Annotated in this window: 13 protein-coding genes; 8 read left to right on the top strand and 5 right to left on the bottom strand. The window is 72.6% G+C overall.

Annotated features, from left to right (window positions below; all coding sequences use genetic code 11):
• Window positions 1-46: 46 nt before the first annotated feature.
• The gene (locus ABZ915_RS17310) at window positions 47-766 is read right to left on the bottom strand and encodes a hypothetical protein (protein WP_361802891.1); all 720 of its coding nucleotides are present in this window, start codon (window positions 764-766) and stop codon (window positions 47-49) included.
• A 201-nt stretch (window positions 767-967) separates the two neighbouring features.
• Window positions 968-1,762: an RNA polymerase sigma factor SigF gene (locus tag ABZ915_RS17305; protein WP_361802888.1), complete on the bottom strand. Its 795-nt coding sequence runs from the start codon at window positions 1,760-1,762 to the stop codon at window positions 968-970.
• Window positions 1,763-2,030: 268 nt separating this feature from the next.
• On the opposite strand from ABZ915_RS17305, the gene ABZ915_RS17300 reads away from it, so the two are divergent.
• The 5 genes from ABZ915_RS17300 (at window position 2,031) to ABZ915_RS17280 (ending at window position 7,653) form a co-directional block, all read left to right on the top strand.
• Window positions 2,031-3,839 (top strand): thiamine pyrophosphate-requiring protein, encoded by a 1,809-nt coding sequence (locus ABZ915_RS17300; RefSeq protein WP_361802885.1) that lies wholly within the window; start codon window positions 2,031-2,033, stop codon window positions 3,837-3,839.
• A 99-nt stretch (window positions 3,840-3,938) separates the two neighbouring features.
• A complete protein-coding gene (locus ABZ915_RS17295; RefSeq protein ID WP_361802882.1) occupies window positions 3,939-4,316 on the top strand; it encodes a DUF2795 domain-containing protein in 378 nt (125 codons plus the stop codon).
• On the top strand, window positions 4,313-4,969 hold the full coding sequence (locus ABZ915_RS17290) for a diguanylate cyclase (RefSeq protein ID WP_361802879.1): 657 nt from the start codon (window positions 4,313-4,315) through the stop codon (window positions 4,967-4,969). Before ABZ915_RS17295 ends, ABZ915_RS17290 begins: the two co-directional genes overlap by 4 nt.
• Window positions 4,970-5,005: 36 nt before the next feature.
• A complete protein-coding gene (locus ABZ915_RS17285) occupies window positions 5,006-5,548 on the top strand; it encodes a type 1 glutamine amidotransferase domain-containing protein (protein WP_361802876.1) in 543 nt (180 codons plus the stop codon).
• Entirely contained in the window at window positions 5,548-7,653 is a 2,106-nt protein-coding gene (locus tag ABZ915_RS17280; RefSeq protein WP_361802873.1) for a catalase, read from the top strand. The genes ABZ915_RS17285 and ABZ915_RS17280 overlap by 1 nt, the downstream gene beginning before the upstream one ends.
• 89 nt (window positions 7,654-7,742) lie before the next feature.
• On the opposite strand, the gene ABZ915_RS17275 is transcribed toward ABZ915_RS17280, so the two are convergent.
• Complete coding sequence (locus tag ABZ915_RS17275) at window positions 7,743-8,030, bottom strand: DUF6158 family protein (protein WP_361802870.1); 288 nt, start codon at window positions 8,028-8,030, stop codon at window positions 7,743-7,745.
• Window positions 8,031-8,087: 57 nt separating this feature from the next.
• Between ABZ915_RS17275 and ABZ915_RS17270 the strand changes: the two genes are divergently transcribed.
• Window positions 8,088-9,203, top strand: a complete 1,116-nt coding sequence (locus ABZ915_RS17270) for a Vms1/Ankzf1 family peptidyl-tRNA hydrolase (RefSeq protein ID WP_361802867.1) — start codon at window positions 8,088-8,090, stop codon at window positions 9,201-9,203.
• Between the two features lie 4 nt (window positions 9,204-9,207).
• Here the strand turns inward: ABZ915_RS17270 and ABZ915_RS17265 are convergent, their stop codons facing one another.
• Window positions 9,208-10,827 (bottom strand): ATP-binding cassette domain-containing protein, encoded by a 1,620-nt coding sequence (locus ABZ915_RS17265; protein WP_361802864.1) that lies wholly within the window; start codon window positions 10,825-10,827, stop codon window positions 9,208-9,210.
• 42 nt (window positions 10,828-10,869) lie between these two features.
• A complete protein-coding gene (locus ABZ915_RS17260; protein ID WP_361802861.1) occupies window positions 10,870-11,526 on the bottom strand; it encodes a histidine phosphatase family protein in 657 nt (218 codons plus the stop codon).
• A 129-nt stretch (window positions 11,527-11,655) separates the two neighbouring features.
• Here ABZ915_RS17260 and ABZ915_RS17255 point away from each other — a divergent pair, with 129 nt between their 5' ends.
• Window positions 11,656-13,149, top strand: coding sequence for a phosphatase PAP2 family protein (locus ABZ915_RS17255; protein ID WP_361802858.1), 1,494 nt, complete (start codon window positions 11,656-11,658; stop codon window positions 13,147-13,149).
• 90 nt (window positions 13,150-13,239) lie between these two features.
• A complete protein-coding gene (locus ABZ915_RS17250; protein ID WP_361802855.1) occupies window positions 13,240-14,055 on the top strand; it encodes a class I SAM-dependent methyltransferase in 816 nt (271 codons plus the stop codon).
• Window positions 14,056-14,070 lie beyond the last annotated feature (15 nt).

Here is a 14,070-nt window from a genome sequence, read left to right as displayed (position 1 = left end):
GTCCGTGTGCCGTGTCCGGTCGTGTCCTGGCCCCGTCCCGGCCCCGTTACGGGCCATCGCTGTGTCGTGATGCTCCGGGGACTCTCCAGTGCCACGGGTACCCAGAGGTGAGCCCGCGCATCCGGTACACCGCACCCGCGCCCGCCGCCGCGATCAGCACCGCGCCGGCCACCAGCGCGGGCACGGACACGTCGAAGGTGCCGCCCGCGCCCGCGTGCGCGCCGTGCTGGACGGTGGGCGGGGCGCAGGAGGGGTCGTCTCGGGACTCGGCGCAGTCGTGGCCGGCGTCGTCCCGACCACCGGTGTCCGGTCCTGCGGTGTCCGAGTCTCCGGTGTCCTGTCCGCCGCCCTCCTGCCGATCGCCCTCGTGCCGATCGCCCTCCTGCCGACCGGCGCCCTGCCCACCGGCGTCCCACGCGCCGTCATCCCGGCCGCCCTCGTCCCGCCCGGTCCCGCAGGGCTTGGCGCTCGGACCGGTGGTATGCGGAGCGGCGCTGGTCGGACCGACGGCATCAGGCGCAACGGCATCAGGCCTGACGGCATCAGGTGCGACGGCATCAGGCCCGACCGCATCCGCACCGCCCCCGTCGGCGTCGCCGGAGTCTATTCGGGTGGTCCCGCGGTCGGCGGTCCCGGCCGACCGGCCGTCGGCGCCGGTGAGCGCGCCGCAGGACGCGGGGACGGGCTTCGCGTACGCGTCCGGCGCGACGGCGAACGCGGCCGCGGCCAGGGCGGCGACGGACAGGGCGCGTGCGGTGCGGCGCATGGTACGGGCTCCTCGGAACGACGGCTGCGACGGCGGCTGCGACGAGCGCGGCCTGCGCGTCCTTGCCTGCCATCACAGCCCGCCGCACCGCGCGCCGCGCGCGGCCGGAGCCCATTGGCGGGACGCCCGGGGGCCTTCCGGGTGATCCGGCTCCCCGGCTGGTTTCGGTCCGGCGGGTTTCACCGCAGGCCCGGCGCCGTCCTACGCCACGTCCCTCATCACCTGCTCGCGCAGCCGGTCGCAGCAGCGGCTGATCAGCCGGGAGACGTGCATCTGGGAGATGCCCATCTGCTCGGCGATCCGGCTCTGGGTCATGTCGCCGAAGAACCGCATGTACAGGATGGCCCGCTCGCGTTCGGGCAGGGCGGCCAGCCGGGGCTTGACGGCCTCGCGGTCGACGACGGTGTCGAGCGCGGGGTCGGCGGCGCCGAGGGCGTCGCTGAGGGAGTAGCCGTCGTCGCTGCCCGGCAGTTCGGCGTCCAGGGACAGCGCGGAGAAGCTCTCCAGTGCCTCCAGGCCGACCCGGACGTCCTCCTCGGTCATGTTGGCGTGCTGGGCGATCTCCGCGACGGTGGGACGGCGGCCGGGGATGGTCTGGGAGAGGTCCTGGGAGGCGAACCGGACCCGGTTGCGCAGGTCCTGGACCCGGCGGGGCACGTGCAGGGTCCACATGTGATCGCGGAAGTGCCGCTTGATCTCGCCGGTGACGGTGGGCACGGCGTAGCTCTCGAAGGCGTTGCCGCGTTCGGGGTCGTACCGGTCGACGGCCTTGACCAGGCCGAGGGCGGCGACCTGCCGCAGGTCCTCGTAGCTCTCGCCGCGGCTGCGGAACCGTCCCGCTATCCGTTCGGCCATGGGCAGCCAGGCCTCGACGATCTCCTCGCGCAGGGCGTCGCGTTCGACTCCGGGCGCGAGGCCGGTGAGGTGGCGGAAGGCGTCCGTGGTGTCGGGGGCGTCGTCGTGGGGGTGGTGCTTCGTGCTCGCTCGGTTCGGCATGGTGCGTCGCAACTCCCCTGGAGTGCTGGGTTCGACGGTCACCGTGGGAGCGCATCCGGTCCCGGACAGACGCACCCATGGCGACGCTTCGCCGCTCCCACGGGGGTGTGCCTCCTGTCCGAAGCACTGTGCTGCTGCGCCTGCCCCCGGCCCGAGGGGGCAAACACCCGTCCGACGACCCGCCGGCGAGGTTTTCCGCATGCCCGGGGGGTGACTCGGAAACCGCTGACCGGATCGTCCGCTTCCTCACCACCTGGAGGTTGTCTCCATGAGCACCAAGGTCTCCGACCACATCCTCGCGCGGCTGCGCGAGTGGGGTGTGGAGCAGGTCTTCGGCTATCCCGGCGACGGGATCAACGGCCTCCTCGCGGCCTGGGGACGGGCCGATGACCAGCCGCGGTTCATCCAGTCCCGGCACGAGGAGATGTCCGCCTTCCAGGCGGTCGGCTACGCCAAGTTCTCCGGGCGTCTCGGGGTGTGCGCGGCGACTTCGGGGCCGGGTGCCATCCATCTCCTGAACGGGCTGTACGACGCGAAGCTGGACCATGTGCCGGTGCTGGCGATCGTCGGTCAGACGCACCGGTCCGCGATGGGCGGCTCCTACCAGCAGGAGGTCGACCTGCACACGCTGTTCAAGGACGTGGCCTCCGACTTCCTGGAGACGGTGACCGTTCCCGAGCAGCTGCCGAACGTGCTGGACCGGGCGATCCGCACCGCGTACGCCCGGCGCTGCCCGACGGCCGTCATCATCCCGGGTGACGTGCAGGAACTGGACTACTCGGCGCCCACGCACGAGTTCAAGATGGTGCCCTCCAGCCTGGGCATGAGCGAGTCGACGGCGATCCCGACCGACGACGCGCTGCGCAGGGCCGCGGAGATCCTGAACGCCGGTGACAAGCCGGCCATCCTGATCGGCCAGGGCGCCGCCGGGGCGGTCGCGGAGGTGCAGCGGATCGCGGAGCTGCTCGGCGCGGGCGTCGCCAAGGCGCTGCTGGGCAAGGACGTGCTCAGCGACGAGCTGCCGTACGTCACCGGTTCGATCGGCCTGCTGGGCACGCGCCCGTCGTACGAGCTGATGCGGGACTGCGACACGCTGCTGACCATCGGCTCGTCGTTCCCGTACACGCAGTTCATGCCGGAGTTCGGCAAGGCTCGGGGCGTGCAGATCGATCTCGATCCGCACATGGTCGGGATGCGCTATCCGTACGAGGTGAATCTCGTCGGCGACGCGAGGGCGACCCTTCAGCGGCTGATCCCGCTGCTGGAGACCGACCGCGGGGGCCGGCCCGAGGACCGGGAGTGGTTCGACACGGTGTCCGCGAACGTGCGGCGCTGGCACGAGACGATGGAGCGGCGGGCGCATCTGTCGGCCGACCCGATCAACCCGGAGTACGTGGCGCGGGCGCTGGACCCGCTGCTGCCCCAGAACTCGATCATCACCTCGGACTCCGGTTCGGTGGCCAACTGGTACGCGCGGCACATCACCATGCGGCCGGGCATGCGGGGTTCGCTGTCCGGGACGCTGGCGACGATGGGCGCCGGGGTGCCGTACGCGATCGGCGCGAAGTTCGCGCATCCGGACCGGCCGGTGTTCGCGCTGGTCGGTGACGGTGCGATGCAGATGAACGGGCTGGCGGAGGTGATCACCGCGGCGAAGTACCGGGACCGGTGGACGGATCCGCGGCTGGTGTTCGCGGTGTGGAACAACCAGGACCTCAACCAGGTCACCTGGGAGATGCGCGCGATGGAGGGCGCTCCGTCCTTCCTGCCCTCGCAGGAGCTGCCGGACGTGCAGTACGCCGCGTTCGCGCGTTCTCTGGGGCTGACCGGGATCCGGGTGGAGAAGCCTCAGGACGTGGAGGCGGGCTGGCGCGCGGCGCTGGAGGCGGACGGGCCTTCGGTGGTGGAGTTCCTCACCGACCCCGCGGTGCCGCCGATTCCGCCGCACGCCTCCTGGGAGCAGATGGAGGCGACGGCCGAGTCGATCCTGAAGGGCGACGCGGACCGCGGGTCGATGATCAAGCAGGGTTTCATGGCGAAGGTGCAGGAGTTCCTGCCGGGGCACGACGGGAAGTAGCGGCGGCTGCGTTTCCGGCGCGTTTTCACCCCGTGGATCCCGTGTCGGTGTGCGGTCCCCGGGTACGCGGTGCGGACCCCCGAAGATCTGGAGGGAGACATGCAGCGAGGCAGTGACCGGCTGAGCGTCCACCGGGACGACGAGATGAAACACGAGCTCCAGGGCCTGCTCCGGTCCGGGCACCCGACGCGCACGGAGGAGTGGCACGACCCGGAGCCGACCGCCGAGGACGACCCGGAGGTGTGGGGCGGCCCGGTGGCGCCGGGACGTTCCGGGGCCACGTTGGAGACGGTCCGGTTCGAGCTGGCCCGGATTCTGGGGCGCAGCGCGTTCCCGGCGGGGCCGGCCGACCTGGCGCGGATCCTGCGTCGCAAGAACGCGCCGGACGCCATGATCGAGGCGGTGTCGCGGCTGCCGCGTCAGGGGCACTTCACCACTGTGCAGGAGCTGGCCGAGGCGTTGGTGGGCCGCGGATGAGCCGGGGCCAGGCGGCGGAGATCGCCGCCACGGGCGTCACCGTCGATGTCGGTGACGCCACCACCCGGTACCTGCTGTACGGGCTGCTGCCCGGCTGGTTCGTACCGGGTCTGGCCGACTGGGTGATGCACCGGCGCACCCGTATCGAGGACACGGCCGGGACGAAGGAGTCCCTGATCCATTCGCTGATGATGGCCGAGGTGGGTCTGCCGATCGCGCTGACGCTGCGCTACGAGGTCAACCCGCTGCTGCTGTCGGTGCAGCTCGGGGCGGCCGCCGTGCATGAGGCGACGGCGCTGTGGGACGTGCGGACGGCGGTGGACAGCGATCGTGAGGTCAAGCCGGTCGAGCAGCACATCCACAGTTTTCTGGAGGCGCTGCCGTTCGGTGCGCTGAGCGCCCTGATGTGCCTGCACGCCGACCAGGTGCGGTCGTTGCTGCGCGGCGGCCGGGGCGATCCGGGCGCGTGGCGTCCGGTGCGGCGCCGGCGGCCGCTGTCGCCCGGCTATCTGGCCGCCGTCGGCGTCGCGATCGGCGCGTGTGTGCTCCTGCCGTACGGCGAGGAGCTGCTGCGCTGCCGGCGGGCGGGCCGGACGAAGAAGAAGCACGTCGAGGACGACGCGGCCCGGTGGCATGCGGCCGACGAAAGCTGAGGCGTTGCAATCGCGTATACGGAAAGGAGGCCAGCCATGCGCATCGCGTTCCTGGTGGCTCCCGAGGGGGTCGAGCAGGTCGAGCTGACCGAGCCGTGGAAGGCGGCTTCGGAGGCCGGGCACGAACCGGTGCTGGTGTCGACGAAGTCCGGGAAGATTCAGGCATTCAATCATCTGGACAAGGGGGACACGTTCCCCGTGGACGAGGTGGTGGGCGAGACGTCGGCCGGTTCGTTCGGGGCGCTCGTCCTGCCCGGCGGGGTGGCCAATCCGGACTTCCTGAGGATGGACGAGAAGGCCGTCGCGTTCGTGAAGGACTTCTTCGACCAGAGCCGTCCGGTCGCCGCGATCTGCCACGCCCCGTGGACGCTGGTCGAGGCGGATGTCGTACGCGGCCGGACGCTCACCTCATGGCCGAGCCTGCGGACGGACATCCGGAACGCGGGCGGCACCTGGGTGGACGAGCAGGTGAAGATCTGCGACGCCGGCTCCAACCAGCTGATCACCAGCCGCAAGCCGGACGACCTGAAGGCGTTCTGCGACGCGTTCCTGCATGTGTTCGCCGGGGAGGCCGGCTGATGGGTACCCCTTCCGACGGCAAGCAGCGGCAGCGCGAGGCGTTCCACGCCGAGGATCCGGCGTCGGGTCCGCTCACCACCGACCAGGGCGTCGACGTCGACCACACCGACGACTCGCTGACGGTGGGCGAGCGCGGGCCGACCCTGATGGAGGACTTCCACTTCCGGGAGAAGCTCACCCACTTCGACCACGAGCGGATCCCGGAACGGGTGGTGCACGCGCGCGGTGCGGGCGCGTACGGGTATTTCGAACCGTACGAGTCCTGCGCTCAGTTCACGCGGGCGGCGTTCCTCCAGGACCCGTCCGTGCGGACGCCGGTGTTCGTGCGGTTCTCCACCGTGCAGGGCCCGAGGGGGTCGGCGGACACGGTGCGGGACGTGCGGGGCTTCGCCACGAAGTTCTATACGTCCGAGGGCAATTACGACCTGGTGGGGAACAACTTCCCGGTCTTCTTCATCCAGGACGGCATCAAGTTCCCGGACTTCGTGCACGCGGTGAAGCCGGAGCCGCACAACGACATCCCGACGGGCGCGTCGGCGCACGACACCCTGTGGGACTTCGTGTCGCTGCAGCCGGAGACGCTGCACGCGATCATGTGGCTGATGTCGGACCGGGCGATCCCGCGCAGCTTCCGGATGATGCAGGGCTTCGGCGTGCACACCTTCCGGTTCGTCGACGCCGAGGGGCGCGGGACGTTCGTGAAGTTCCACTGGAAACCGAAGCTGGGCGCGCATTCGCTGGTGTGGGACGAGGCGCAGGAGTGCCAGGGCCGCGATCCGGACTTCAACCGGCGGGACCTGTGGCTCGCGATCGAGGCGGGCGAGTACCCGGAGTGGGAGCTGGGTGTCCAACTGGTGCCGGAGGAGGACGAGTTCGCGTTCGACTTCGATCTGCTGGACGCGACGAAGGTCATTCCGGAGGAGCAGGTGCCGGTCCGGCCGATCGGCCGGATGGTGCTGGACCGCAATCCGGAGAACTTCTTCGCGGAGACCGAGCAGGTCGCCTTCCACACGGCGAACGTGGTGCCCGGCATCGACTTCACCAACGATCCGCTGCTCCAGGCGAGGAACTTCTCCTACCTGGACACGCAGCTGATCCGGCTGGGCGGCCCCAACTTCACGCAGATCCCGGTGAACCGGCCGGTGGCGCCGGTGCGCACCAACCACCGCGACGGCTACCACCAGGGCGCGATCCACCAGGGCACGAACTACTTCCCGAACTCCCTCGGCGGCGGCTGCCCCGCGCACGTCGGGGCCGGCGGGTCGGCGTTCACGCACTACACCGAGCGGGTGGACGGCGCGACGATCCGCCGGCGCAGCCCCAGTTTCCAGGACCACTACAGTCAGCCCGCGTTGTTCTGGCACAGCATGTCCGACTGGGAGAAGCAGCACATCGTCGCCGCGTTCCGGTTCGAGCTGGGCAAGGTCGACGCGCGCGCGGTGCGGGCGCGTACGGTCGAGCAGCTGGCCAGGGTGGACGGCGGATTGGCGGCGCAGGTGGCGCGCGGTATCGGGTTGCCCGAGCCGTCGGCCGAGGGGGCGGCGCAGGTCAAGCAGGTCTCGCCCGCGCTGAGCCTGGAGGCGCTGCGCGGCGACGGTTCGATCCGGACCCGGCAGGTGGCCGTGCTGGTCGCCGACGGTGTGGACGCCGGACAGCTGGGGTCGGTGCGCGAGGCGCTGGTGGCCGAGGGGGCGAACGTGGAGGCGCTGGCGGCGACGGAGGAACCGGTGACGGGGGCGGACGGGCGATCGTATACAGTCGACCGCTCATTGTCCACGGTCGCTTCCGTCCTGTATGACGCCGTCCTGCTCCCCGGCGGGCCCACCGGCACCCCCGCGGTCACCGGCGATCCGGACGCGGTGCGTTTCGTCCGCTCCGCCTACCGGCACGGCAAGCCGATCGGCGCGCTCGGGTCGGGCGTCGGGATCCTGTCGGCGCTCGAGCCGGAGGGTCTGAGGCTGTCGACGGAGTTCCACCACATGATCAGCGACCGGGGCGTGGTCACGGACACCGCTCCCGGTACCGCGCACACGGATTTCGTGAGGGCGTTCGTGGCCTCGATCGCGGCCCACCGGCACTGGGGCCGGCCTCCGCTGCGCTGCTGACGGCGGACCGGCGGAGCCGGCGCGGCGTACGGGCTGCGCCGTGGCCGTCAGACATCCTTTTGGGGCTCCCCGCGCGGGGAGCCCCTTCTTCAGGTGCCGGAGCCGTCGGGCGTCGCCGTCTCCGCGCAGCTGCGTTCCCGGGCGCCCTCCCGGGTGCGGCCCGCGGCGACCAGACGGCGCGGATTGCGGCGCAGATACTCGCCCTCGAGCTGGGCCATGCGTTCGTTGTGGGCCCGCAGCGCGTCGTTCGAGCCGTACAGCAGGGTGTCGTGGCGCGTGCGGTGGATCGTCTCCAGCTCCTTCATGAGCTGCTGATCGTCCAGGCGGCTGGGGTCGACTCCGGTCATCGTGATGTCCCGCTCGTCGTGTTCGTTCATGCGGTACGGGTACCCGCCCCGGACGCAGTACCCCCGAGCGGCATCCGGGAGGGAGCCATGGATCTCGCGTTTCTCAATCCACTGTACGAACAGTCCGGCCCCTGGGCCTCCGTGTACGTCGACACCTCCCGGCGCACGGAGGACACGCCGCACGAGCTGCGCCTGACCGCCCAGGCGATGGGGCGCGAGCTGAGGGAGCAGGGCTCGGACGACGCCACGTCCCGGGCGGTGGAGGAGGCGATCGAAGCGCTGGGCCACTCCCCCGATCCGCACGGCAGGGCCGTGTTCGCGCGGCGCGGCGAAGTGGCCCTCGACCCGGTGCTGGCGCACGCCCCGCCGGGCGACCGGGCGGTGTGGGCACCGCTGCCGCGGGTGGCCCCGCTGCTGGACCTGGCCGGGGAGGACCCGCTGGCGATCGTGTCGTACATCGACCGCCGCGGCGCCGACTTCGAACTGCGCAGCGCGCTGGGCCGGCGGAAGGCGGGCGCTGTCGTCGGCCGGCAGCATCCGATCCACCGCACGTCCAGCGCCGACTGGTCGGAGCGGCACTTCCAGCTGAAGGTGGAGAACACCTGGGAGCACAACGCGGCGGAGATCGCCGATGCGCTCGCCGTCTGCCAGGACGAGACAGGGGCTGACCTGCTGATCCTCGTCGGTGCCGAGCGGGAGCGGCGCGAGGTGCGCGAGCGGCTGCCGAAGCGGCTGCACGAGCATGTGGTGGAGTCCGAGCACGGCACCGGCAGCAGGCTGCTGGACGACGAGGTGGAGCGGGTGCGCACCGACCACGTGCACCACCGGATCGAGGCGGAGCTGGACCGGTTCCGTGCCGCGCGCGCCCCGGACGGCCAGGGCCGCGTCCGCGCCGCCGAGGGCGTGCCCGAGCTGGTGGAGGCCGCCCGCGAGCACCGTCTGGAGGAGCTGCTGATCCGGCCGGACGGGCCCGACGCCCACCGCGAGGTGTGGATCGGCGAGGACCCCGACCAGCTGGCGGTGCGCCGTACCGAGTTGCAGATCCTCGGCGAGCAGAACTCCTGGTCCGCGCGCGCCGACGACGCGCTGCTCCGCTCCGCCGTGACGACGGACGCCGCCGCGCTGTCCCTGGCGGCGGTGCTGGAGGGCACGGGGGACGACACTCCGGCGGGCGGCCTGGGCACGCTGCTGCGCTGGAGGTGACGGGCTACCGGGCCCGCTCCACCCTGCGCTCGTCCCACACCGGCTCGGGTGTCTCACGCACCCGGCCGTCGCTGCCGAAGACCAGGAAGCGGTCGAAGGAGCGGGCGAACCAGCGGTCGTGGGTGACCGCGAGGACGGTGCCGTCGAAAGCCTCCAGGCCCTCCTGGAGGGCTTCGGCGGACTCCAGGTCCAGGTTGTCGGTCGGCTCGTCCAGGAGCAGCGCGGTGACGCCGGCCAGTTCCAGCAGGAGGATCTGGAAGCGGGCCTGCTGGCCGCCGGAGAGCCGGTCGAAGGGCTGCTCGGCCTGCTGGGTGAGTTCGTAGCGGCGCAGCCGGGACATGGCCGCGCCCCGGTCCTGGGAGTGTTCCTTCCACAGGATGTCGAGCAGGGTGCGGCCTTCCAGCTCCGGGTGGGCGTGCGTCTGCGCGAAGTGTCCGGGGACGACCCGCGCCCCCAGCCTCCACTCCCCCGTGTGGGCGACGTCGTCGCCGGCGAGCAGGCGCAGGAAGTGCGACTTGCCGGAGCCGTTGGAGCCGAGGACGGCGACCCGTTCGCCGTAGAAGACCTCCAGGTCGAACGGTTTCATCAGGCCGGTCAGTTCGAGGTCCTCGCAGGTGACGGCCCGTACGCCGGTGCGGCCGCCCTTCAGGCGCATGCGGATGTCCTGCTCGCGCGGCGGCTCGGGCGGCGGCCCGGCCTCCTCGAACTTGCGCAGTCTGGTCTGCGCCGCCTGGTAGCGGGAGGCCAGCTCGTGGCTGATGGAGGCCGCCTGGCGGAGGTTGAGGACGAGCTTCTTCAGCTGGGCGTGCTTCTCGTCCCAGCGGCGGCGCAGCTCCTCGAAGCGGGCGAAACGTTCGCGGCGGGCCTCGTGGTAGGTGGCGAAGCCGCCGCCGTGCACCCAGGCGTCGGCGCCGGCCGGTCCGGGCTCCACGGAGACGATCTTCCCGGCGGCGCGGGCGAGCAGTTCACGGTCGTGGGAGACGAACAGGACCGTCTTGCGGGTCTCCTTCAGCCGTTCCTCCAGCCAGCGCTTGCCGGGTACGTCCAGGTAGTTGTCCGGCTCGTCCAGCAGCAGCACCTCGTCGGTGCCGCGCAGCAGCGCCTCCAGGACCAGCCGTTTCTGCTCGCCGCCGGACAGGGTCCGCACCTGCCGCCACTGCGCCCGCTCGTAGGGCATGCCGAGCGCGGCCGTGGTGCACATGTCCCACAGCGTCTCCGCCTCGTACCCGCGTGCTTCGGCCCAGTCGGCGAGGGCCTGCGCGTAGGCCAGCTGGGCGGCCTCGTCGTCGACGGTCATCACGGCGTGCTCGGCCCTGTCGACGGCCCGCGCGGCTTCCCGGATGCGGGGCGGGGCCACGGAGACCAGCAGGTCACGGACGGTCGTCTCGTCCCGTACGGAGCCCACGAACTGACGCATGACGCCCAGGCCGCCGCTGACGGTGACCGTGCCGCCGTGCGGCTTCAGCTCGCCGGCGATCAGCCGGAGCAGGGTGGTCTTGCCGGCGCCGTTGGGACCGACCAGGGCGACGGCGGCGCCTTCGCCGACCCGGAAGGACACGTCCCCGAGCAGGGTCCTCCCGTCGGGGAGGTGGTATTCGAGGTGCGCGGCTTCCAGGTGTCCCATGGGCAGGCATTCTGCGGGGCGCCCGCGACCTGGGGCAAACGCTTATCCGGCCGCGTCGAGGGGCTGTCCGGCCGGTCCGCTCTCCCCCGCCGGGGCCACGACCGCGCCCTGCCAGGTCAGTGCCTTCCAGCCGTCGGACGGGGAGCCCTCCAGCACCACCACGCCGGTGTTGTCCAGGGGACGGGCGGCGGCGAAGGGCACGTCGACGTTGTCCGCGCGGGCGGCGGTCCACATCCGGATGGCCGCGCCGTGGCTGACCAGGGCGACGGTGCCGGCACCGCTGTCCGCGGCCTCGGCGACGACGGCGTCGTACCGGGCCAGCGCCTCGGCGCCGCTCTCCCCGCCCGGTATGCGCGGCGCGGTGTCCCCGGCCGCCCACGCGAACACCGTGCGCATGTACAGCTCGCCCCGCTCCGAGTGGCCGGGCAGCATCTCCAGGTCGCCCGCGGACACCTCGCGGATGCCGTCCCGGACGATCACCTCGAGGCCGTGGGCGGCGGCCAGCGGGGCGGCCGTGAGCCGGGTGCGGACGAGGGTGGAGGCGTAGACGGCCTCGATGTCCTCGCCCGCGAGGGCCTCGGGGAGGGCGGCGGCCTGCCGCTCGCCGAGCTCGGTCAGCCCCGGGCCGGGTACGGCGGTGTCCAGCAGGAAACCGGCGTTGGACGGGGTCTGGCCGTGCCGGATGAGGAGCAGGCGCATACAGGGGTCCTTCCGCGTCGTGGCCCTTCCGCGTCGAGGTCCGTCCGCGTCGGGGTCCGTCCGCGTCGGACGGTCGCCGGCGCACCGTGGGCCGACAAGAAACGGCCACTTCAGGGTATCCGGACCCACATGAGCCCAGACGTCGACCTCACCGTTCCCCTGCCCGGCCGGCACGTCCTGCGCGACAAGCTGCTCGCGCTGGACTGCCGGCTGTTCGAGGTGGCCGCCGAGCGGCACTGGCCCGGCGCCGAGCGGGTGCTGCCGCGGCTGAGCCGCAGCGCCAACCACGGAGTGCTGTGGTTCGCGACCGCCGCCGCCATGGCCGCCGTCCGCACCCCGCGCGCCCGCCGGGCCGCCGCCCGGGGCCTGGCCTCCCTGAGCCTGGCCTCCCTGACCATCAACACCCTCGGCAAGCGCTCGGTGCGCCGCCCGCGGCCGGCACTGGACCCGGTGCCGCTGGTGCGGCAGCTGAAGCGGCAGCCGATCACCACGTCCTTCCCGTCGGGTCACTCCGCGTCGGCGGCCGCGTTCGCCACCGGGGTGGCACTGGAGTCGCCCGGCTGGGGCGCGGTGGTGGCGCCGCTGGCGTTCTCCGTCGCCATGTCCCGGGTCTACACCGGTGTCCACTTCCCGAGCGACGTCCTCGCCGGCGCCGCTCTCGGCGCGGGCGCCGCGTACGCGGTCCGGGGCCTGGTGCCGACCCGGGCGCAGAGCAGCCCGCCGGCCCGGCCCCGTGCCGAGGCGCCGGCCCTGGAAACGGGCGACGGTCTGGTGGTCGTCGCCAACAACGGCTCGGGCACCGCCGACCGGGCCCGCGCCCTGCGGGACGCCCTGCCCGGGGCGGAGGTCGTGGAGTGCGCACCGGGCGAGGTGCGGACCGAACTGGAGAAGGCGGCGGCGCGGGCCCGGGTGCTCGGGGTGTGCGGCGGCGACGGCACGGTGAACTCGGCCGCCGGGGTCGCCCTGCGGCACGGCCTGCCGCTCGCGGTGCTGCCGGGCGGCACGCTCAACCACTTCGCCTACGACCTCGGCGTGGAGGACGTACGGGACCTCGCCGGGGCCGTCCGGCAGGGCGAGGCGGTGCGGGTGGACGTCGGCCGGTTCCGCGCCCGCGACCGTGAGGGCGTCTTCCTCAACACCCTCAGCCTGGGCGTGTACCCGGAGCTGGTGCGCGAGCGGGAGCGCTGGTCGGGCCGGATCGGCGGCTGGTCGGCCGGGGTGCTCGGGGCGGCGCGTGTGCTGCGCGCCGACCGGCATCCGCTGGCGGTGGAGGTGGGCGGCAGGACCCGCCCGCTGTGGCTGCTGTTCGTCGGCAACGGCGTCTACCACCGCCGGGGCCTGGCGCCCGGCCGCCGTGCCGACCTGGCGGACGGGCTGCTGGACGTCCGGGTGGTGCACGGCAGCCGCAGGCCCGCGCTGCGCCTGCTCGCCGCCGCCGCGGCGGGTCCGCTGACCCGCTCCCCGGCGCATGCGGCGGTGCAGGTGGGCCGGCTGCGCCTGGCCGGGGTGGAACCGGGGACGCCGCTGGCGTACGACGGCGAAGTCACCGAGGTGTCGGGCGAGGTGACGCTGGAGAAGCTGCCGGAAGCACTGACGGTCTACCGTCCGCTGCCCCGGAATTGACGCCCTGTCAGTCCATATGCCAAAACGCGGGTCTCATGATGCGGCATGCGGGCGTACGGTGATCCCACCGACGACACAGGGGGTTCAGCGATGCCGAAACCGCAGGAGACCGCCGTATACACGCACGGGCACCACGAGTCGGTGCTGCGCTCGCACACCTGGCGGACCGCCGCCAACTCCGCGGCGTACCTGCTCGGTTCGCTCAAACCGCACATGCGGATCCTGGACATCGGCTGCGGCCCGGGGACCATCACCGCCGACCTGGCGGCGCTGGTCCCCGACGGGCACGTCACCGGCGTCGACCACGCGCCGGGCATCCTGGAGCAGGCCCGGGCCACGGCCGCCGGGCGGGGCCTGGCGAACGTCGATTTCGCCGTCGCCGACGTGCACGCCCTGGAATACCCGGACGACACGTTCTGCGTCGTCCACGCCCACCAGGTGCTGCAACACGTCGGCGACCCGGTGCAGGCGCTGCGCGAGATGCGCCGGGTCACGAAGCCCGGCGGCTTCATCGCCGTCCGCGACTCGGACTACTCGGCGATGACCTGGTATCCGGCGGAGCCCGGCCTGGACGACTGGCGCCGGCTGTACCTGCGGGTGGCCCGGGCGAACGGCGGCGAGCCGGACGCCGGACGCCGGCTGAAGTCCTGGGCGCTGGCCGCCGGGCTCAGGGACATCACGGCCACCTCCGCCACCTGGACCTTCGCCACGGCCGAGGAGCGGGCCTGGTGGAGCGGGCTGTGGGCGGACCGCACCGTCGCCTCCGCCTACGCCGACCGCGCCACCGCGGGCGGGCACGCCACCACCGAGCAGCTCACGGCGGTGGCACGGGCGTGGCGGGAGTGGGGCGAGCGGGAGGACGGCTGGTTCGCCGTACTGCACGGAGAGATTCTGTGCCGCAAATGAGCCTGATCCACGTAT

The sequence above is a fragment of the Streptomyces sp. NPDC046915 genome (genome assembly GCF_040644935.1).
Classification (GTDB): domain Bacteria; phylum Actinomycetota; class Actinomycetes; order Streptomycetales; family Streptomycetaceae; genus Streptomyces.
Note: the sequence above shows the minus strand (reverse complement) of the source record. Positions and strands in the feature narration are given on the sequence as shown.

Bases quoted from the DNA above. Each gene is read 5' to 3' on its own strand.
- ABZ915_RS17305 (WP_361802888.1), bottom strand. From the start codon at position 1,762: ATGCCGAACCGAGCGAGCACGAAGCACCACCCCCACGACGACGCCCCC.
- ABZ915_RS17310 (WP_361802891.1), bottom strand. From the start codon at position 766: ATGCGCCGCACCGCACGCGCCCTGTCCGTCGCCGCCCTGGCCGCGGCC.
- ABZ915_RS17285 (WP_361802876.1), top strand. From the start codon at position 5,006: ATGCGCATCGCGTTCCTGGTGGCTCCCGAGGGGGTCGAGCAGGTCGAG.
- ABZ915_RS17275 (WP_361802870.1), bottom strand. From the start codon at position 8,030: ATGAACGAACACGACGAGCGGGACATCACGATGACCGGAGTCGACCCC.
- ABZ915_RS17265 (WP_361802864.1), bottom strand. From the start codon at position 10,827: ATGGGACACCTGGAAGCCGCGCACCTCGAATACCACCTCCCCGACGGG.
- ABZ915_RS17280 (WP_361802873.1), top strand. From the start codon at position 5,548: ATGGGTACCCCTTCCGACGGCAAGCAGCGGCAGCGCGAGGCGTTCCAC.
- ABZ915_RS17290 (WP_361802879.1), top strand. From the start codon at position 4,313: ATGAGCCGGGGCCAGGCGGCGGAGATCGCCGCCACGGGCGTCACCGTC.
- ABZ915_RS17260 (WP_361802861.1), bottom strand. From the start codon at position 11,526: ATGCGCCTGCTCCTCATCCGGCACGGCCAGACCCCGTCCAACGCCGGT.
- ABZ915_RS17295 (WP_361802882.1), top strand. From the start codon at position 3,939: ATGCAGCGAGGCAGTGACCGGCTGAGCGTCCACCGGGACGACGAGATG.
- ABZ915_RS17300 (WP_361802885.1), top strand. From the start codon at position 2,031: ATGAGCACCAAGGTCTCCGACCACATCCTCGCGCGGCTGCGCGAGTGG.
- ABZ915_RS17270 (WP_361802867.1), top strand. From the start codon at position 8,088: ATGGATCTCGCGTTTCTCAATCCACTGTACGAACAGTCCGGCCCCTGG.
- ABZ915_RS17250 (WP_361802855.1), top strand. From the start codon at position 13,240: ATGCCGAAACCGCAGGAGACCGCCGTATACACGCACGGGCACCACGAG.
- ABZ915_RS17255 (WP_361802858.1), top strand. From the start codon at position 11,656: ATGAGCCCAGACGTCGACCTCACCGTTCCCCTGCCCGGCCGGCACGTC.